The 20,172-nt window shown below is 69.6% G+C and carries 14 protein-coding genes and 1 rRNA gene; 13 read left to right on the top strand and 2 right to left on the bottom strand.

All coding sequences use genetic code 11. The annotated features are described in order from the left end of the window. Window positions 1-331 precede the first annotated feature (331 nt). From OG936_RS12805 to OG936_RS12795, 3 genes are all read left to right on the top strand, one after another. On the top strand, window positions 332-595 hold the full coding sequence (locus tag OG936_RS12805) for a WhiB family transcriptional regulator (protein WP_030927001.1): 264 nt from the start codon (window positions 332-334) through the stop codon (window positions 593-595). Window positions 596-959: 364 nt separating this feature from the next. Further along, window positions 960-4,778: a glycosyltransferase gene (locus OG936_RS12800; RefSeq protein ID WP_406494673.1), complete on the top strand. Its 3,819-nt coding sequence runs from the start codon at window positions 960-962 to the stop codon at window positions 4,776-4,778. Further along, on the top strand, window positions 4,775-6,289 hold the full coding sequence (locus OG936_RS12795) for a DUF5719 family protein (RefSeq protein ID WP_406494671.1): 1,515 nt from the start codon (window positions 4,775-4,777) through the stop codon (window positions 6,287-6,289). Before OG936_RS12800 ends, OG936_RS12795 begins: the two co-directional genes overlap by 4 nt. 29 nt (window positions 6,290-6,318) lie before the next feature. On the opposite strand, the gene OG936_RS12790 is transcribed toward OG936_RS12795, so the two are convergent. Next, window positions 6,319-6,747, bottom strand: a complete 429-nt coding sequence (locus OG936_RS12790; RefSeq protein ID WP_383757511.1) for a metallopeptidase family protein — start codon at window positions 6,745-6,747, stop codon at window positions 6,319-6,321. A 322-nt stretch (window positions 6,748-7,069) separates the two neighbouring features. On the opposite strand from OG936_RS12790, the gene OG936_RS12785 reads away from it, so the two are divergent. The 8 genes from OG936_RS12785 (at window position 7,070) to OG936_RS12750 (ending at window position 15,652) form a co-directional block, all read left to right on the top strand. Beyond that, entirely contained in the window at window positions 7,070-7,450 is a 381-nt protein-coding gene (locus OG936_RS12785; protein ID WP_406494669.1) for a DUF3499 domain-containing protein, read from the top strand. 388 nt (window positions 7,451-7,838) lie between these two features. After that, complete coding sequence (locus tag OG936_RS12780) at window positions 7,839-9,206, top strand: phosphomannomutase/phosphoglucomutase (protein ID WP_406494667.1); 1,368 nt, start codon at window positions 7,839-7,841, stop codon at window positions 9,204-9,206. Window positions 9,207-9,413: 207 nt separating this feature from the next. Then, window positions 9,414-9,596, top strand: a complete 183-nt coding sequence (locus tag OG936_RS12775) for a Trm112 family protein (protein ID WP_018552946.1) — start codon at window positions 9,414-9,416, stop codon at window positions 9,594-9,596. 51 nt (window positions 9,597-9,647) lie between these two features. Beyond that, window positions 9,648-10,784, top strand: a complete 1,137-nt coding sequence (locus OG936_RS12770) for an SIS domain-containing protein (protein ID WP_406494665.1) — start codon at window positions 9,648-9,650, stop codon at window positions 10,782-10,784. Between the two features lie 56 nt (window positions 10,785-10,840). Beyond that, window positions 10,841-12,022, top strand: coding sequence for a mannose-6-phosphate isomerase, class I (gene manA, locus OG936_RS12765; protein ID WP_406494663.1), 1,182 nt, complete (start codon window positions 10,841-10,843; stop codon window positions 12,020-12,022). Between the two features lie 88 nt (window positions 12,023-12,110). Beyond that, window positions 12,111-13,097, top strand: coding sequence for a cation diffusion facilitator family transporter (locus OG936_RS12760; RefSeq protein ID WP_406494661.1), 987 nt, complete (start codon window positions 12,111-12,113; stop codon window positions 13,095-13,097). A gap of 335 nt (window positions 13,098-13,432) precedes the next feature. Further along, a complete protein-coding gene (gene ahcY, locus OG936_RS12755) occupies window positions 13,433-14,890 on the top strand; it encodes an adenosylhomocysteinase (protein ID WP_383757497.1) in 1,458 nt (485 codons plus the stop codon). A gap of 150 nt (window positions 14,891-15,040) precedes the next feature. Next, entirely contained in the window at window positions 15,041-15,652 is a 612-nt protein-coding gene (locus OG936_RS12750; protein WP_383757495.1) for a hypothetical protein, read from the top strand. On the opposite strand, the gene OG936_RS12745 is transcribed toward OG936_RS12750, so the two are convergent. Next, entirely contained in the window at window positions 15,649-16,590 is a 942-nt protein-coding gene (locus OG936_RS12745) for an RDD family protein (RefSeq protein WP_406494659.1), read from the bottom strand. The two genes, OG936_RS12750 and OG936_RS12745, sit on opposite strands and share 4 nt — an antisense overlap. Before the next feature lie 120 nt (window positions 16,591-16,710). Here OG936_RS12745 and OG936_RS12740 point away from each other — a divergent pair, with 120 nt between their 5' ends. Next, entirely contained in the window at window positions 16,711-17,718 is a 1,008-nt protein-coding gene (locus OG936_RS12740) for a stage II sporulation protein M (RefSeq protein ID WP_406494657.1), read from the top strand. A gap of 695 nt (window positions 17,719-18,413) precedes the next feature. Next, a 16S ribosomal RNA gene (locus tag OG936_RS12735) occupies window positions 18,414-19,939 on the top strand. Window positions 19,940-20,172 lie beyond the last annotated feature (233 nt).

Below are 20,172 nucleotides of genomic sequence, written 5' to 3'. Positions count from 1 at the left end.
GCGCATCAGCCGTGTCCGTAAACGTCATTGGGGTCTTGTGACCCGACTGTGATCTTGATCGCTTCGGTGATCGAATCGAAACATGACGATGGCCCCGGTCGTCTCACTGAGTGAGAGAAGGGGATGCGGTGAAGACGGTGGCATATGTCAGGTTTTTGGTTATTTGCACACTTTCCGCATACCCTTGGTTCCGCAGAGTGAATACCGGGGCCAATAGCAGATCTTCGCTTGACTGGCCCGGAGCTACACACTTGTAATTTCACTCGTGTCGTTCGGCCGCAATCAGTAACGGCTGCATCACGGGGACGCAAGAGACAGACGAGGGGCGCACATGACCGAGCTGTTCCAGCAACTGCTGGTCGAGGACGCGGACGAGGAACTCGGCTGGCAGGAGCGCGCACTGTGCGCGCAGACCGATCCCGAGTCCTTCTTCCCTGAGAAGGGCGGATCCACCCGCGAGGCCAAGAAGGTCTGTCTCGCCTGTGAAGTCCGTTCCGAATGCCTTGAGTACGCGCTTTCCAATGATGAACGGTTCGGAATCTGGGGCGGCCTGTCGGAACGTGAACGGCGCCGCTTGAAGAAGGCCGCTGTCTGACGGCGGACCGCCGCGGCAACCGGCGCCGCCGAGCGCCGCGACAACAGAACACCGCGCATCGGATCACCACGACCCGTGCGCCGGATCCCCACGACCCGCGCACCGAACCGAGACCGGTCATGGCCCGTCGCCCGCAATCCTGCCCGCAGGCGACGGGCCATCGCCATGTCCGCCGTCGCCCGTCCCGCCGCTCCGCCCCTCCCCATCGCAGCCCTCGTTCAACCGCTCGGCGCCACCGCGGTTATCCGTACCGTTAGTGTGGGGATCCGTCCGAGACGCGCCAACGCCCCGACGGAGCGCGCGTGTACACCGATGCAGCCCCCGGGGGACGTCCCCCGGACCCGGCCGGAGGGCCCGTACCTCGATGTCCGTGCACAGCCAATCGACGGCGCCCTACGCGGCCGCCGCCGCCCCAGAGTTCCCCCGGCACGTCGTCACCGCCGTGCTCGTCTCCCATGACGGCGCACGCTGGCTGCCCGACGCGCTCGCCGGGCTGCTCGGGCAGGAACGCCCCGTACAGAACGTCGTCGCCGCCGACACCGGCAGCGCCGACGACTCCGCGCGGCTGGTCACCGAGGCGCTCGGCGCCGAACGCGTCCTGCACCTCGCGCGCCGTACGAGCTTCGGCACCGCCGTCGACGAGGCGACCCGCACGGCCGGTGTCCTCAGCTCGGAGGACCTGCCGTACCTGAAGCGCCCCAACAGCTGGGACCCCGTCAGCAGGACCTGGCGCGACGACGCGTACGACCTGCCCGAACTGCCGCACGGCGAACCGGTGCAGTGGCTCTGGCTGCTCCACGACGACTGCGCACCCGAGCCCGACGCGCTCGCCGAGTTGCTGCGCGTCGTCGACAACGACCCGCACGCCGCGATCGTCGGCCCCAAACTCCGCGGCTGGTACGACCGCAGGCAGCTGCTCGAAGTCGGCGTCTCCATCGCCAACAGCGGCCGCCGCTGGACCGGACTCGACCGGCGCGAGCAGGACCAGGGCCAGCACGACCAGGTCCGTACCGTGCTCTCCGTCTCCACCGCGGGCATGCTGATCCGCCGTGACATCTGGGAGGAGCTCGGCGGGTTCGACCGCAGGCTCCCGCTGATGCGTGACGACGTCGACCTGTGCTGGCGCGCCCACACCGCGGGACACCGGGTGCTCGTCGCCCCCGACGCCGTCCTCAGACATGCCGAGGCCTCCGCCCGCGAGCGCCGGCCCATCGACTGCGCGGGACGCTCCGTCGCCTCCCCGCACCGCGTCGACAAGGCCGGCGCCGTCTACACGATGCTGGTCAACGCACGCGCCAAGGCCCTGCCGTGGGTGATGCTCCGGCTCGTCGTCGGGACACTGCTGCGTACCCTCGCCTATCTCGTCGGCAAGGTGCCCGGCCAGGCCCTCGACGAAGTCGCCGGGCTCTTCGGCACCCTGCTGCGCCCCGGACGGATCCTCGCGGCCCGGCGCAGCCGCGGCAGGGGCGCCGTCGACCAGACCGAACTACGTGGTCTCTTCCCGCCGCCCGGTGCCACCGTCCGTGCCACCGTCGAGCAGGTCGCCGGAAACTTCGGCAGCGGCTCCGACGCCGACGCGGGCGGCTCGCGGCACGGCGCCGTGGAGTCCGGTCCCGGCGGTGACGACGCCGACTTCCTGGAGATCGAGCAGTTCGCGCGGCTGAAGCGGATCGGGCGGAAGCCGGGCCCGGTGCTCTTCGCCGTCCTGCTGTTCGTCTCGCTCATCGCCTGCCGCGGCCTGCTCGGCGGCGGAGCGCTCGCGGGCGGCGCGCTGCTGCCCGCGCCCGCCGACGTCTCCACACTGTGGGGCACGTACGCGGACGGCTGGCACCCGGTCGGCACCGGCGGCACGCAGACCGCGCCGCCCTATCTCGCCATCATCTCGGCGCTGTCGGCGCTGTTCCTCGGCTCGACCGGCCTCGCGCTCACGCTGCTGCTGGTCTGCTCGGTCCCGCTCGCCGGACTGACCGCGTACTTCGTGTCCAGGCCGCTGCTCGAATCAAGGCTGCTGCGGGCCTGGGCGAGCATCGCGTACGCCTTCCTGCCGGCGGCGACCGGCGCACTGGCGACCGGCCGCCTCGGCACCGCGGTCCTGGCCGTCCTGCTCCCGCTGATCGCCCGCGCCGCCGTCTCCGCGCACGGCATGCGGGCCGGCGGCGACGCCCGCGGCAGCTGGCGCGCCACCTGGGCGTACACCCTGCTCCTCACCTTCGCGATGGCGTTCACGCCCATCGTCTGGCCGCTCGCGGTGATCCTCGGCATCGGTGTGCTCGCACTGCGCCGCGACGACATCGTCGCGTACGGGCTCCGCTTCCTCGCCGCGATCGGCACGCCGCTGCTCGTCCTCGCGCCCTGGTCGCTCTCGCTCCTCGGCAGCCCCTCCGACTTCCTGAAGGAGGCCGGCCTGGACATCGGTACGGGCACGGCCTCGGCGCTCGATCTGCTCGGCATCAGCCCCGGCGGCCCCAAGGCCGCGGGCAGCGTGCTGCTGCTCGGCATCGTGTTCGCCGCGCTGGCCGCGCTGCTGCGCGGGGAACGGCAGTTCGCGGTGCGCACCGCGTGGGCTGTCGCGCTCGTGGCGCTGGTCTTCGCCGTGCTCGCCAACGGCTCGGGCTGGGCGGGCCCCGCCACCCTCGTCTACGGCATCGCGCTGATCGCCGCCGCGCTGGTGGGCGCGGACGGCGCGCGGGTACGCGTCGCCGAGCTCAGCTTCGGCTGGCGCCAGCCCGTCGCCGCGCTGATCGCCCTCGCCGCGGGCCTCGCCCCGGCGCTGGCCGCCGTCGGCTGGATGATCGGCGGCGCCGCGGGCCCGCTGCAGCGCCGCGATCCGGTGCAGGTGCCGGCGTTCGTCGCGGAGGAGAGCGCCACCCGCGACCAGCCGCGCACCCTGGTCCTGGGCGGCACTTCGCCCGCCGCCGTCTCGTACACCCTGGTACGCGGCTCCGGCGCGCGGCTCGGCGACGCCGAACTGGCCGAGGCGGGCGGCGGCAACAGCCACCTCGACAAGGTCGTCGCCAACCTGGTCGCGGGCTCCGGCGCCGACCAGGGCAGCCAGCTCAGCGGCTTCGCGATCCGTTACGTACTGGTACGGGACGGCGCTCCGAAGGAGATGAGCCGGGTTCTCGACGCGACCCCGGGCCTGAGCAGGCTGAGCCAGCTGGACGGCAGCGCGCTGTGGCGGGTCGACCGGCAGGTCGCCCGCGTCATGATCGTCCCGTCCGGCGCCGACGCCGAACCGCTGCCCGTGGGCGCACTCCCCGTCGAGGCGCACACCAAGATCCCGGCGGGCGGTTCCGGCCGGGTGCTGCGGATCGCGGACGCCGCCGACCCCGGCTGGCAGGCCACGCTGAACGGCCGGGCACTGACCCGTAAGACGGTCGACGGCTGGGCCCAGGCCTTCGAGCTCCCCGCCGAGGGCGGCACGCTGGACCTCACGTACGACGCCCCGCTCACCCACACGGCCTGGATCTGGGCCCAGAGCGCGCTGGCCGTGGTCCTGCTGGTCCTCGCCCTGCCGGGCCGCCGCCGGGAGATCGACGACGACCTGCCCGAGGAGGCCGTGACGGTCCCCGTGGAGCCGGTCGCGGGCGAGGGACGCCGGGCACGCAGGCTCCGCGCGGCCGCCCAGGCGGAAGCGGAGTCGGAGCAGGCCGGGAGCGGGAGCGCCGAGGAGGTACCGGACGAGGCGGGCCAGTACATCCCCGCCCAGCAGACCACCGAGCCGCAGCTCTCTTCGCAGCCGCAGCCGGATGCGCAGCAGAGCGACGACCAGGACGTCTTCGCTCCGCAGGCCGACAGCGGTCAGTACGCGGCGGTGCCGCAGCAGCAGTACGGCGAATGGGACGCGCAGCAGTACCAGGGTGCCGACTACCAGCAGTACCAGGGCGAGCAGCAGTACGAGGACGGCCAGTACGGCACGCAGCACGAGCACCAGGCCGCCGCGGACCCGTACCAGCAGAACGCCTACGACCCGTACGGCTACGCCCAGCAGCAACAGCAGCAGTACGACCCACAGGCCCAGTACGCCCCGCAGGTCCCGCAGTACGACCCGCAGGCTTCCTACGACCCCCAGGCCGGCTACGGCGGGCAGGGCCCGTACGACCCGCAGAACCCCGACGAGAACCCCGCCCCGGGCCAGCACCCGTGGCCGACCGGTAATGCATCGCGAGGCGAGTCCGAGTGAAGTCCACCAGCCTGTCCCTCATCGCGGGCGCCGCAGCCCTCGCCGCCGTCACCGGATTCGCCGCGCTCACCGCGCCCGGCGACGGGGGCATGACGGAGGCGAGGGCCGCCACCCGGCTGCCGGTGGAACGGTCCAGCCTGCTCTGCCCGGCGCCCGGCCTCTCGGACCTCGCGGAGACGACGTACACGTCCTTCGCCCCGGCGGGTGGCAGCGGCGGCGAGGCCGGGGCAGCCGAACTGAAGCAGTCCACGTCCGCCACCGCCGACGAGGACGGGAAAAAGGACCAGAAGGGCAAGAAGAAGGCGGATCCCGAAAAGCCGGTCGTCTCTCTCAAGGAGCCCGGCAAACCGGCCACCGCCGAGGCGTCCGGTGCCGACGCCCCCGCGCTCATCGGCACCGCCACCGGACGTCTGGCTCCCGGCTGGACCACCCAGCAGACCACCGTGGTCGAGGCGGGCGGCTCCCGCGGTCTGCTCGGCGTCAGCTGCACCGGGCCCGGCACGAACTTCTGGTTCCCGGCCGCGAGCACCGCGAAGTCCCGCGAGGACTACGTCCACCTCACGAACCCGGACGACAGCGCGGCCGTCGCCGACATCGAGCTGTACGGCCCGGACGGCACCCTCAAGTCCGACGTCGGCGAGGGCATCACGGTGCCGGCCAGGTCCAGCGTCCCGGTCCTGATCTCCACGCTGACCAGCGAGGCGGCCGAGGACGTGACCGTTCACGTCACCACCCGTACCGGACGTGTCGGCGCGGTCGTCAGGACCGCGGACGACGCGACGGGCAGCGACTGGCTGGCCGCCTCGGCCGACCCGGCGGGCACCCTGGTGCTCCCCGGCATTCCGGCGGACGCCACCTCGGTCCGTCTGGTGGCCTTCGCGCCCGGCGACGACGACGCCGATCTGAAGGTGAAACTTCTCGGCAAGAACGGCGCGATCTCCCCGGCCGGGCACGAGGAGATCCACGTCAAGTCGAGGATGACTGCGGGCGTCGACCTGAAGGACATCACCAGGGGCGAAGCCGGCTCCCTGCTGCTGACCCCGGCCGAGGGCGGAAAGGGCACCCCGGTGGTGGCCGCGCTGCGCGTGGTCCGCGGCAAGGGTGACGGGCAGGAGGTCGGCTACATCCCGGCGACCGGTCCGGTGGGCGCGCAGGCGACCGCGGCCGACAACCGGGCCAAGGGATCGACCCTCTCGCTCACCGCGCCGGGCGCCACCGCCACCGTGAAGGTCATCGCCTCCGCGGGCAGCGGGGGCGGCGAACAGACCGTCAAGACGTACACGGTCAAGGGCGGTACGACGCTCGCGGTGACCCCGCCCGTACCGTCCGGGCTCAAGGGCGGCTACGCGCTGACGATCCGGACGGAGTCGGGCGGCCCGGTCCACGCCGCACGCACGCTCAGCCTCCCGCAGAACGGCGTCGAGATGTTCACCGTGCAGACCCTGCCGTACGACGGCGGAACGGTCGAGGTACCCGCGGCCGAACAGGACCTGTCGGTCCTGGACGACTGAGCCGGCGGTACGGGCGGGCGGGCGCCGGCCTACTCCTGCCCGTACCGCGGATCCACCGACTCCGGCGACAGCCCGAGCAGCTCCGCGACCTGCTCCACCACGACCTCGTGGACCAGGAAGGCACGCTCGTCACGGTTCTTGGTACGGATCTCGACGGGGCGCCGGTAGATGACGATCTGTGCGGGCCGGTCCTTCTTCGCGGAGACCGCGCGCCCCAGCGGAACAGTCTCCTCCTGCGTCCCCGGCACATCGAGCACCATGAAGTCGACCTCGGCCAGCTGCGGCCAGCGCCGCTCCAGCCGCTCCACCGAGTCCTGCACGAGATCACGGAAGTTCTCCGCCCTGCTGGCCGAGAGCGGCACCTGGGGCGGGGCGACGGGCCCGCGCATGCCGCGGCCATGGCGGTCACGACGGCGCGGGCGCGGCTCGGACGGGTGGGGCGGTACGGGACTGTCCATCACTGACGCAGGGTAACTCTCCGCCGGGCGAGCGGATCGCCGCTCCCTGACAGGGCGTCGACATGTCCAATCCTGAACAATCCGGCCAGGCCGGAGCCCGTTTCAGGCCCCGCTCCTGACCGTTGAACTCTTGGTGAATGACAGCTTTTGTGCCAAGTGGTGACCGGATTCGTTGCCGGTACGACCTGCGCTTCTGTTCCCCTGCGCAGGTCAGGAGGGCTGCCCGGAAGCCCGTCGGGCCGGAGGTCGCAGGGCGACACGGTGGGGTGACCTGAGGGAGAGTCGTCGCAGCCCGCTCAAGAGTGCGGTACCGTCCAACATCGTGAGCCCTGTACGTCGCTGTTCGCGCACCGCGTGCGGCCGCCCTGCCGTCGCGACACTGACGTACGTCTATGCCGACTCGACTGCGGTCCTCGGCCCGCTCGCCACCTACGCCGAGCCCCACTGCTACGACCTCTGTGCCGAGCACAGTGAGCGGCTGACCGCGCCACGTGGCTGGGAAGTCGTCAGGCTCTCCGACCCCTCCGCCCCCACCCGTCCCAGCGGTGACGATCTCGAAGCGCTCGCCAACGCCGTACGGGAAGCGGCGCGGCCGCACGACCGCGGCGGCGACGGCAGGAACGGTGGTGGCCCGCAGGCCGCGGATCCGATGGAGGTCGCGCGCCGCGGGCATCTGCGGGTGCTGCGCTCACCGGACTCCTGAGTGCGGCGTGCCGGACGGCACGCCCCGCGTGCGGCCCCTCGGATTCACTGACCTGAACGTGTCGTGGACACAGCTATTTCCTCACCCGCGAGAAACGGCTTTCCGCATCACGGAATCCGTCGTCAACGCCCTGCGGGTGTACCGGTCTGGCCGGACGGGAGGGCGACCTGTTGCGCAAGGTACTGCCCTGGAGCCTGGGACCGCTGTTGGTGATGTGCCTGATCGTGCTGGCACAGAGCACGGCGGCGCCGGCCTGGATGCTGCTCTGAGCGGCACGGCACCCCATCCCGCGTCCGCGCTGTATCGCACCACCTGAAGACCCTGCGGTCCGCCCGAACCGCCGCGGGGTAGTTTGGGCGGTCCGAAGAAATCTCAGGAGGACCGGCCCGTGGCTGCTGATCTGTCGCAGATCGTCAAGGCGTACGACGTACGCGGGGTGGTCCCCGACCAGTGGGACGAATTGCTGGCCGAACAGTTCGGGGCGGCATTCGTCGAGGTCACGGGCGCGGACGCGGTCGTGATCGGCCACGACATGCGGCCCTCGTCGCCCGGCCTCTCGGGAGCCTTCGCGCGCGGCGCGGCGGCGCGCGGCGCGGACGTCGCACTGATCGGCCTCTGCTCGACCGACCAGCTGTACTTCGCCTCCGGCAGCCTGGGGCTTCCCGGCGCGATGTTCACCGCCTCGCACAACCCGGCGCAGTACAACGGCATCAAGCTCTGCCGGGCGGGCGCCGCACCCGTGGGCCAGGACACCGGTCTCTCGGAGATCCGCGCCCTGGTCGAGAAGTGGTCCGAGACCGGCGTGCCGCGACCGGCGGCCGCCCGCGGCGCCGTCACCCGGCGCGAAACGCTCACCGACTACGCCGCGTACCTGCTGTCGCTGGTGGACCTCGCGTCGATCCGCCCGCTGAAGGTCGTCGTCGACGCGGGCAACGGCATGGGCGGCCACACCGTCCCGACGGTCTTCGCGGACCTTCCCGTCGACCTCGTACCGATGTACTTCGAGCTGGACGGCACGTTCCCCAACCACGAGGCCAACCCGCTCGACCCGAAGAACCTCGTCGACCTCCAGGCCCGCGTCGTGGCCGAGGGCGCCGACCTGGGCCTCGCCTTCGACGGCGACGCCGACCGCTGTTTCGTCGTGGACGAACGCGGCGCGGGCGTCTCACCGTCCGCGATCACCGCCCTGGTCGCGGCCCGGGAACTCGCCCGCAACGGCGGCAAGGGCACCGTCATCCACAACCTGATCACCTCCCTCACGGTCCCCGAGGTCGTCCGCGAGAACGGCGGCACCCCGGTCCGTACCCGCGTGGGCCACTCCTTCATCAAGGCGGAGATGGCCGGGCACGGCGCGATCTTCGGCGGTGAACACTCCGCGCACTACTACTTCCGCGATTTCTGGAACGCCGATACGGGCATGCTCGCCGCGCTCCACGTCCTGGCCGCGCTGGGGGGCCAGCCGGGCACGCTGTCGGAACTGGTCGCACAGTACGACCGCTACACCGGATCCGGCGAGATCAACTCCACGGTCACCGACCAGGCGGGCCGCACGGCAGCGGTACGCGACGCCTTCGCGACCCGGGACGGAGTCACGACCGACGACCTCGACGGCCTGACCGTCACGACCCCGGACTGGTGGTTCAACCTGCGCGCCTCCAACACGGAACCCCTGCTCCGCCTGAACGTCGAGGCCCGTGACGAACGGATGATGACGGCGGTACGGGACGAGGTACTGACCCTGGTCCGGGCCTCGTAGGACATTTCTCCGCCTCGCCGGCGTTCGAGGCGCGGAGTCCGGGGCAGCGCCCCGGTTTCAGGAAGGGACGGGTAGGGGGCAGGCCCGCCCCGGCCCCGGCCCCACCCCCCGCCCCGGCCGCGCCCCCCGTACCCCGGCGGTAGGCTGACGTCGCCCGATCCGCGTGAACCCGAACCGCTCGTCCGAATGCTTGAAGGGACTCACCCCATGCCGCTTGAAGCCGGCCTTCTGGAGATCCTCGCCTGCCCGGCCTGCCACTCTCCGCTCGACGACCGGTCGGCGGCCGACAGCCCCGAACTCGTCTGCACCGGCAAGGACTGCGGCCTCGCCTACCCGGTACGGGACGGCATCCCCGTCCTCCTCGTCGACGAGGCCCGCCGCCCCGCGTAACGGCATCCGCATCCCGCACGGTGATCAGCACGTGATCGGAGGACCGTCCCCATGCTCGACGAGTCGCTGCTCGACGCCCCGGAATCCCTGGCCCGAGCCGACCGCCGCGGACTGCTCCGCGGCGCCGCCGAGGCCGGGGCCCGGGTCCGCACCGCCGCCCGGCACGCGGCGGAGGCCGGGATCGCCGCACTGAACCCGGAAGGCCGCCCCCGCGCCGTGCTCGTCGCGGGTTCCGGCACCGCCGCGTCCGGTGTCGCCGACCTGATCACCGCCCTGGCAGGCGCCTCCGCGCCCGTCACCCGCATCCGCCCCACCGGGGTCGCCCCGGCCGCGGGAGCGATGCGCTGGACGCTGCCCGGCTGGGCCGGCTCCGTCGACCTGCTGCTGATCGTCACGGCCGACGGTTCCGAGCCGGGCCTCTCCCTCCTCGCCGAACAGGCATACCGCCGCGGCTGCAGCGTCGTCGCCGTCGCCCCCCACCGGTCACCGCTGCGCGAGGCGACCAACGGGGTACACGGACTCGTCGTACCCATGGCCACCGCGCCGCACGGCGAGTACGACGCCGAGACGTCGGCGGCGGGCCCCGGCACGCTCTGGGCCCTGTTCACCCCGCTGCTCGCACTGCTCGACCGGGTCGGACTGGTCACCGCACCCGCCGAGGTGCTGCAGAGCGTCGCCGACCGCCTGGACCGCACCGCGGAACGCTGTGGTCCGGCCATCGCCACGTACAGCAACCCGGCCAAGACCCTCGCCGCCGAACTCGCCGACAGCCTGCCCCTCATCTGGACGGAGGGCGACGTGGCGGCCCCGGTCGGCCGGAGATTCGCGGCAGTCCTGGCCGAGCTGTCCGGCCGCCCGGCCCTCGCCGCCGAGCTCCCCGAGGCGCTGCCGGCCCACGGCTCGCTGCTGGCGGGCACATTCGCCGCCGGGGCCGACCCCGACGACTTCTTCCGCGACCGGGTCGACGAGGCGGAGCCCCTGCACGCCCGCGTCGTACTGCTCCGCGACCGCCCCACCGGCGGCCTGAGCGCCGGCCCCGCCGCCCGCGAACTGGCCCTCGGCCACAACACGGCGATCAGCGAACTCGAACCGGAGGAGGGCACCGAACTCGAAGCCCTCGCCGAACTCCTCGCGGTCACCGACTTCGCCGCCGTCTACCTGGCACTGGCGTCGGCAGCCCGCGCCTGACACAGGCGCCCACCGGTACGCCACCCCCCGATCCACGCACCTGACAAGGACAACCCATGGACCGGCTCTCCAACACCGTGCGCCCTTACGCCTGGGGTTCCACCACCGCCATCCCCGAGCTGCTCGGCATCGCGCCCACCGGCGAACCCCAGGCGGAGATGTGGATGGGCGCCCACCCCGGAGCCCCCTCCCGCCTCACCCGTACAACCAGCGCCGGAGAGGCCGGCCCCGAGCGGCCCCTCACCGAGGTCATCGCCGCCGACCCCGAGCGCGAACTGGGCCGGGCCACGGTCGAAAAGTTCGGCCCCCGCCTGCCCTTCCTCCTCAAACTGCTCGCCGCCGGTGCCCCGCTCTCCCTCCAGGTCCACCCCGACCTCGCACAGGCGAAGCAGGGGTACGAGGACGAGGAGCGCCGGTCCGTCCCGATCGACGCACCCCACCGCACGTACAAGGACGCCAACCACAAGCCCGAGCTGATCTGCGCGCTCACCCCCTTCGCCGGGCTGTGCGGCTTCCGCAGGCCCACCGAGGCGGCCGAGACGATGGCGGCACTCGGCGTCGATTCCCTCAAGCCGTACGTCGACCTCCTCGGCGCCCACCCCGAGGAGGCGGCCCTGCGCGAGGTCCTCACCGCGATCCTCGCCGCCGACCCGACGGAGATGGCCGAAACGGTGAACCAGGCAGCCGCGGCCGCCGAACGCCTCGGCGGCACCCACGCCCCGTACGCCCGCATCGCCCACCACTTCCCCGGCGACCCCGGTGTCATCGCGGCCATGCTGCTGAACTACGTAGAACTCCAGCCCGGCGAAGCCCTCTTCCTCGGCGCCGGTGTCCCGCACGCCTACCTCGACGGCCTCGGTGTCGAGATCATGGCCAACTCCGACAACGTGCTGCGTTGCGGACTCACGCCCAAACACCTCGACGTACCCGAACTCCTGCGCATCGTCCGCTTCGAGGCGACCGACCCCGGCGTCCTGCGCCCCGAGGCCTCCCCGTCCGGCGAGGAACTGTACGAGACGCCCGTGGACGAATTCCGGCTCTCGCGCTTCGACCTGTCGCCCGGCGCCGACCCCGTCGACCTGACCAGGGACACCCCGCAGATCCTGCTCTGCACCGCGGGCGCCCCGAAGGCCGGCACGCTCGGCCTCGCACCTGGCGCCTCGGTCTTCGTACCCTCCGGTGAGAGGGTAGAAGTGTCCGGCACAGGAACCCTGTTCCGTGCCACAGTGATGGCCTGACGCACCGTCCGCACCAGTCGGCTGCAACAATGTGCGGCCGTACCGCGGCGCCAGGGCCGCAGCACCGAAGAAGGGACACCAGGCACCCATGAGTGCGTCAGGCGGAACCAAGGCGATCGTGGCGGCACTCGGCGCCAACCTCGCGATCGCAGTGGCCAAATTCGTGGCGTTCCTGTTCAGTGGCTCGTCGTCGATGCTCGCGGAGAGCGTCCACTCGGTCGCCGACTCGGGCAACCAGGGCCTGTTGCTGCTCGGCGGCAAGAAGGCCCAGCGCGAAGCCACCCCCCAGCACCCCTTCGGCTACGGCCGCGAGCGCTACATCTACGCCTTCCTCGTCTCCATCGTGCTGTTCTCGGTCGGTGGCATGTTCGCGGTGTACGAGGGCTACGAGAAGATCAAGCACCCGCACGAGATCGAGGCCTGGTACTGGCCGGTCGGCGTGCTGATCTTCGCGATCATCGCCGAGGGCTTCTCCTTCCGTACGGCCATCAAGGAGTCCAACGAGACCCGCGGATCACTCTCCTGGAAGGAGTTCATCCGCCGTGCCAAGGCCCCCGAACTCCCCGTCGTCCTCCTGGAGGACTTCGGCGCGCTGATCGGTCTGGTGCTCGCCCTCGCGGGCGTCGGCCTGGCCCTCGGGACCGGCAACGGCGTCTGGGACGGCATCGGCACCCTCTGCATCGGCGTCCTGCTGATCATCATCGCGATCGTCCTCGCCGCTGAGACGAAGTCCCTCCTGCTCGGCGAGGCCGCCGGTACCGACCAGGTCGAGAAGATCAAGGCCGCGCTCGTCGACGGCGACACGGTCACCGGTGTCATCCACATGCGCACGCTCCACCTCGGCCCGGAAGAGCTGCTGGTCGCCGCCAAGATCGCGGTACAGCACGACGACACGGCCACCGAAGTGGCCAACGCCATCAACGCCGCCGAGACCCGAATCCGCGCAGCCGTCCCGATCGCCCGGGTCATCTATCTGGAACCGGACATCTACATCGAGGCGGCCGCCGCAGCCGGCACGAACCCCGGCAAGACCCCGGGCGGAGCCCCGAACTCCCCGACACCCTCCGACCACTGACCCACCCGCGTACCCCTACGGCCCCAAGCACACCTCCCGTCCCAACCGCCTCGCGTCTGCGCCCCCTCCAGCAACCCCCTCCCGCCCCCACCCGGCAGGCCTTCCCGGCCACCTTCCTTCCCGGGCGGGCTGGGAGCGGCCGGGCCGGTCGGTGTAGATTCGATGGCAGTGTCAGTCGTCGCTGCTGATGGCGGTCGATCGGTCCCTATACGCGGACCGGCCGAGGGAGAGAGGGCCTCCGACGGACTGCGCTGCGAGCGTCCGGGCATTCGTGTGCCCGCCGCCGCAGAGCCAGCCGTGCCCACCTCGACACCCATCACGAGGAGCAGCCCGTTATGACAACGGTCGCCAATCGACAGGACTTCAAGGTCGCCGACCTCTCCCTCGCGACCTTCGGCCGCAAGGAGATCACTCTCGCCGAGCACGAGATGCCCGGTCTGATGTCGATCCGCAAGGAGTACGCCGCCGCGCAGCCGCTGGCCGGTGCCCGCATCACCGGTTCGCTGCACATGACCGTGCAGACCGCCGTGCTGATCGAGACCCTGGTCGCCCTCGGCGCCGAGGTCCGCTGGGCCTCCTGCAACATCTTCTCCACCCAGGACCACGCCGCCGCGGCCATCGCCGTGGGCCCGAACGGCACCCCGGATGCCCCCGCCGGTGTCCCGGTCTTCGCCTGGAAGGGCGAGACGCTCGAAGAGTACTGGTGGTGCACCGAGCAGGCCCTGACCTGGCCGAACACCCCCACCGGTGGCCCGAACATGATCCTCGACGACGGCGGTGACGCCACCCTCCTCGTCCACAAGGGCGTCGAGTTCGAGAAGGCCGGCGCGGCCCCGGACCCGTCGACGGCGGACAGCGAGGAGTACGCCCACATCCTCACGCTCCTCAACCGCACCCTCGGTGAGAGCCCGCAGAAGTGGACCCAGCTCGCCTCCGAGATCCGCGGCGTGACCGAGGAGACCACCACCGGTGTCCACCGCCTGTACGAGATGCACCGCGACGGCACCCTCCTCTTCCCGGCGATCAACGTCAACGACGCCGTCACCAAGTCCAAGTTCGACAACAAGTACGGCTGCCGCCACTCCCTGATCGACGGCATCAACCGCGCCACCGACACCCTCATCGGCGGCAAGACAGCGGTCGTCTGCGGCTACGGCGACGTCGGCAAGGGCTGCGCGGAGTCGCTGCGCGGCCAGGGCGCCCGCGTGATCATCACCGAGATCGACCCGATCTGCGCGCTGCAGGCGGCGATGGACGGCTACCAGGTGACCACCCTCGACGAGGTCGTCGACAAGGCCGACATCTTCGTCACCACGACGGGTAACAAGGACATCATCATGGCCGCCGACATGGCCAAGATGAAGCACCAGGCCATCGTCGGGAACATCGGCCACTTCGACAACGAGATCGACATGGCCGGCCTGGCGAAGATCGACGGCATCGTCAAGGACGAGGTCAAGCCGCAGGTCCACACCTGGACGTTCCCGGATGGCAAGGTCCTCATCCTGCTCTCCGAGGGCCGCCTCCTGAACCTGGGCAACGCGACCGGCCACCCGTCGTTCGTGATGTCCAACTCCTTTGCGGACCAGACCCTGGCCCAGATCGAGCTGTACACCAAGCCCGAGGAGTACCCGACCGACGTCTACGTGCTGCCCAAGCACCTGGACGAGAAGGTCGCCCGCCTCCACCTCGACGCGCTCGGCGTGAAGCTCACGACGCTCCGCCCCGAGCAGGCCGCCTACATCGGCGTCGAGGTCGAAGGCCCGTACAAGCCCGACCACTACCGCTACTGATCGGCCCCTGTTCCCGCCTGTCAGCGACCACCGGCCGCTGACAGACGGAACAACCTCAGCAGCAGCTACGAGCACAGGCCCCCGCACCCCCGTGTCGGGGGCCTGCGCTCGTACCGCACCCGCTCAGCCCGAGGAACCTCGAAGGACCCCATGCCCCGCGGCCGATATTCGCTCCACGATCTTCACGATCACACCCTCCTCGGCGAAGAACACTTCCAGTGCGCCCCCGGCCCCTCCGGCTGGCGCTACGTCTCCCAGATCACCGCCTCTTCCGGCGACCACCTCGGTTCCGTCGATCTGACCCTCGACGAACTGGGCCGCCCCATCCGCCTCGAACTCCACGCCGCGAGCTGGCAGGTCCGCGGCGCCGCCCTCGAAGGCGTCACCTGGGTCCGTACCGACCCGACCGGTACTCATGCCACCGAAGGCAATGTGCGCGCCCACGCCTTCACCGGCACTTCCCCTGCATTCCTCATCGCGACCTCACGGCTTCTGCGCCTCACCCCCGATTCCCCCGCGACCCGCGTCCGCCTGGTCGCCTTCACGGACCCGGTCCTCGCCCCCCGCACCGTCGACCAGTCCTGGGCTCTGGTGAACAGTGAAGCGCACGCCACTGACAACGGCCCTCTGACTGTGGACGAATACCAGGTCAGCGCCCTGGACACCGGCGAACAGCACACCGTCCACATTGCCGGCGACGTGGTCCTCTCGGCACCCGGGATCGAGCTCGAAGACCTGGAAACCCCACCGTCACCGCGCTAGGCAGGCGGCGCGAACCCCGTCGCAGCGGGCGCCGCCGCCCCGCCCTCCTCGGCCGCCGGGACGACGGGCGCGCCCGCCCCCGTACCTCCAGCGGACGGCACGGCCCTCACCGGAGAGGGCACGACAGCCCGACCCTCCAGCCCCCCGCTTCCCACCTGCGCGGCACCGAACTGCGGATCACCGTCCCGAGCAGCGACGAACACCCGCCGCGCATCCCGCGCCTGCCGCTCGTTCACCACCGCCGCCAGATACGCCCCGGCCGGCACCCCCTCGGGCACCGGAACCCCGGTCCGCGTCGCCAGCTCCGCGGCCAGCCGCTCCGCCATCGACCGGCCCACCTGCGTGTCGAGCTGATGCATCCGCGTCAGGTACTGCCGTATCGCCAGCCACAGACCGTCCGGCACCGCCGACAGATCCAGACCCGCGAACCGCCCGACCAACCACGGCGGCGGAGGCGGCACCGCAGCCGCCCGCCCAGCGGGCACCCGCTCCCGTACGACCAGCGTTCCCGCGAACACGTCCCCGAGCCGTCGCCCCCGCGCCGACACCAGCGAAGCGATACAGGCGACAACCCCGAGCGTCATCAGAATTTCGACGACCCCCATGGCCCCGCGCACCAGCGCATGCCGGAAACGGATCGGCCCCCCGTCGTCCCGTACCACGCGCAGTCCGCACGCCAGCTTCCCCAGCGAACGCCCATGGCTGAGGGTCTCCACCGCGATCGGCCCGCCCACGAGCACCAACAGAAAGGACGCCACGGACACCGCCGCGAGGGCCGCTTCGTCCAGCGTCACCGTCGCCATGGCCAAGCCGATCGACACCAGGACGAACGCCGCCCCCACCACGGCAAGGTCGATGGCCAGCGCCAGCGCCCGGCTCGGCAACTTCGCGGGCCGCAGCCCCAGTACGACCGCGTCCCCGGTCACGAGCTCATTCATCGCCGCCCCATCCTTCGCCGGTCTTGCCTGCCCCACGGGACCTCAGTCTGCCAAGCTGACCCGCAACGCGCCGCCGTAGTACGAACCCGTACGCACCCATGCCTGGAGCAGCAGCCGCCCATGGACCTCGACGTTTTCGTGACCACCCACCGCACCGAGTGGGACCGCCTGGACCAGCTCCTGCACCGCGGGCGCCGTCTCACCGGCGCGGAAGCCGACGAGCTCGTCGAGCTCTACCAGCGCACGGCCACCCATCTCTCCCTTCTCCAGTCCAGCACCCCGGACCCGATACTCACCGCGCGCCTCACCCAGCTCGTCGCCCGCGCCCGGTCCACGGTGACAGGCACCCGCCGAGCCTCCTGGCGCGACGCCACGCGCTTCTTGACCACCGGCTTCCCCGCCGCGGTCTACCGATCCAGGCACTGGTGGATACCCACGGCCGTCCTCTCCACTTTGCTGGCCGCAGTCATCGGCTGGTGGATAAGTACGCATCCGGAAGTCCAGTCGGCCATCGCAGCCCCGGACGACCTTCGCCGACTGACCAGCCCGGGCGGGGAGTACGAGACCTACTACTCCAGCCACCCGGCCGCGTCATTCGCCGCCCAGGTATGGACGAACAACGCTCAGGCCGCAGCCATGTGCCTGGTCCTGGGAGCGTTCCTGGGTATCCCGGTGATCTGGATCCTCTTCGTCAACGTGCTCAACCTCGGGGTCGGCATCGGCCTGATGTCCTCGGCCGGCCGCCTCGACACCTTTCTGGGACTGATCCTCCCGCACGGTCTGTTGGAACTCACCGCAGTCTTTGTCGCAGCGGGTACGGGCCTGCGCCTCGGCTGGACAGTCATCGACCCGGGCCCGCAGCCCCGCCGCTCGGCCCTCGCGCAGCAGGGCCGAGCCGCGATCGGCATGGCCATCGGCCTCGCTCTGGTCCTGTTCGTCTCGGGCGTCATCGAAGGCTTCGTCACCCCTTCCGGTCTCCCGACATGGGGACGCGTCACCATCGGCATCACAGCCGAGCTGGCCTTCCTTGCGTACGTCTACGTCCTGGGCGGCCGCGCAGCCCGCTCAGGCGACCGGGGCGACATCGACCCGACAGAACGCAGTGCCGAGCTCCCCGCCGCGGCCTGATGTGCGTACACCCGCGCTGACCTGCTAGTCTCCTCTTCGCCCCGGGAGACCGTTGACATGGTCGACCTGGGGAGGTAGATTTTAACGGTTGAGTCGGACTGGACAGGTTCGATCCCGACAGCTAACGTCTTCCTCGCTCTCAACGGAGATGGAATCTCCGCAGAGCCATTGATTCTCTTATTTCCGGGTCATGCAGCCGATCGGTTCTGCTGAATGGTTCTGGTAAAGTCGAGTCAGCCGAAGGGCAAGGCCATTCCAAAGGCCACCAGAATTCAAATTCGAACCGGAAACGGAACGAAAAAGAGTCTGGTAAGGTTGGAACCGTCGGAAAGGGAAACGCGAAAGCGAAGAACTGGAAGGCGAACCCGCTTCGACCGGGAATCGGACACGAAAGAGTCTGATAGAGTCGGAAACGCAAGACCGAAGGGAAAGCCCGGAGGAAAGCCCCAGAGGATGTTCTGCGGGTGAGTACAAAGGAAGCGTCCGTTCCTTGAGAACTCAACAGCGTGCCAAAAGTCAACGCCAGATATGTTGATACCCCGGCCTGCTTCGGCAGGTTGGTGGTTCCTTTGAAAGTCCTGCCGGGCCTCACGGTTCCGGTAGGCAATTACACAGCGAGGACGCTGTGAACGATCGGTCTTATTCCGGCTGATCGTTCCGCTCTCGTGTTGTGTTGTCCCGATTACGGGAAAACATTCACGGAGAGTTTGATCCTGGCTCAGGACGAACGCTGGCGGCGTGCTTAACACATGCAAGTCGAACGATGAAGCCCTTCGGGGTGGATTAGTGGCGAACGGGTGAGTAACACGTGGGCAATCTGCCCTTCACTCTGGGACAAGCCCTGGAAACGGGGTCTAATACCGGATGACACTCTGTCCCGCATGGGACGGGGTTGAAAGCTCCGGCGGTGAAGGATGAGCCCGCGGCCTATCAGCTTGTTGGTGGGGTGATGGCCTACCAAGGCGACGACGGGTAGCCGGCCTGAGAGGGCGACCGGCCACACTGGGACTGAGACACGGCCCAGACTCCTACGGGAGGCAGCAGTGGGGAATATTGCACAATGGGCGAAAGCCTGATGCAGCGACGCCGCGTGAGGGATGACGGCCTTCGGGTTGTAAACCTCTTTCAGCAGGGAAGAAGCGAAAGTGACGGTACCTGCAGAAGAAGCGCCGGCTAACTACGTGCCAGCAGCCGCGGTAATACGTAGGGCGCAAGCGTTGTCCGGAATTATTGGGCGTAAAGAGCTCGTAGGCGGCTTGTTGCGTCGGTTGTGAAAGCCCGGGGCTTAACCCCGGGTCTGCAGTCGATACGGGCAGGCTAGAGTGTGGTAGGGGAGATCGGAATTCCTGGTGTAGCGGTGAAATGCGCAGATATCAGGAGGAACACCGGTGGCGAAGGCGGATCTCTGGGCCATTACTGACGCTGAGGAGCGAAAGCGTGGGGAGCGAACAGGATTAGATACCCTGGTAGTCCACGCCGTAAACGTTGGGAACTAGGTGTTGGCGACATTCCACGTCGTCGGTGCCGCAGCTAACGCATTAAGTTCCCCGCCTGGGGAGTACGGCCGCAAGGCTAAAACTCAAAGGAATTGACGGGGGCCCGCACAAGCAGCGGAGCATGTGGCTTAATTCGACGCAACGCGAAGAACCTTACCAAGGCTTGACATACACCGGAAAGCATCAGAGATGGTGCCCCCCTTGTGGTCGGTGTACAGGTGGTGCATGGCTGTCGTCAGCTCGTGTCGTGAGATGTTGGGTTAAGTCCCGCAACGAGCGCAACCCTTGTTCTGTGTTGCCAGCATGCCCTTCGGGGTGATGGGGACTCACAGGAGACTGCCGGGGTCAACTCGGAGGAAGGTGGGGACGACGTCAAGTCATCATGCCCCTTATGTCTTGGGCTGCACACGTGCTACAATGGCCGGTACAATGAGCTGCGATGCCGCGAGGCGGAGCGAATCTCAAAAAGCCGGTCTCAGTTCGGATTGGGGTCTGCAACTCGACCCCATGAAGTCGGAGTTGCTAGTAATCGCAGATCAGCATTGCTGCGGTGAATACGTTCCCGGGCCTTGTACACACCGCCCGTCACGTCACGAAAGTCGGTAACACCCGAAGCCGGTGGCCCAACCCCTTGTGGGAGGGAGCTGTCGAAGGTGGGACTGGCGATTGGGACGAAGTCGTAACAAGGTAGCCGTACCGGAAGGTGCGGCTGGATCACCTCCTTTCTAAGGAGCACTTCTTACTGGGCTTGCCTGGTCAGAGGCCACTACGTCGGCAAATGTTCGACGGTGGTTGCTCATGGGTGGAACGTTGACTATTCGGCACGACAGGTTGTTGTTCACTAGTACTGCTTCGGCGTGGAACGTGGGGATGACCGGTCGGGTCGGGCACGTTGTTGGGTATCTGAGGGTACGGCCGTGAGGTCGCCTTCAGTTGCCGGCCCCAGTGAACCTGTTCT

Source organism: Streptomyces sp. NBC_00846 (assembly GCF_045207325.1).
GTDB lineage: Bacteria > Actinomycetota > Actinomycetes > Streptomycetales > Streptomycetaceae > Streptomyces.
Note: the sequence above shows the minus strand (reverse complement) of the source record. Positions and strands in the feature narration are given on the sequence as shown.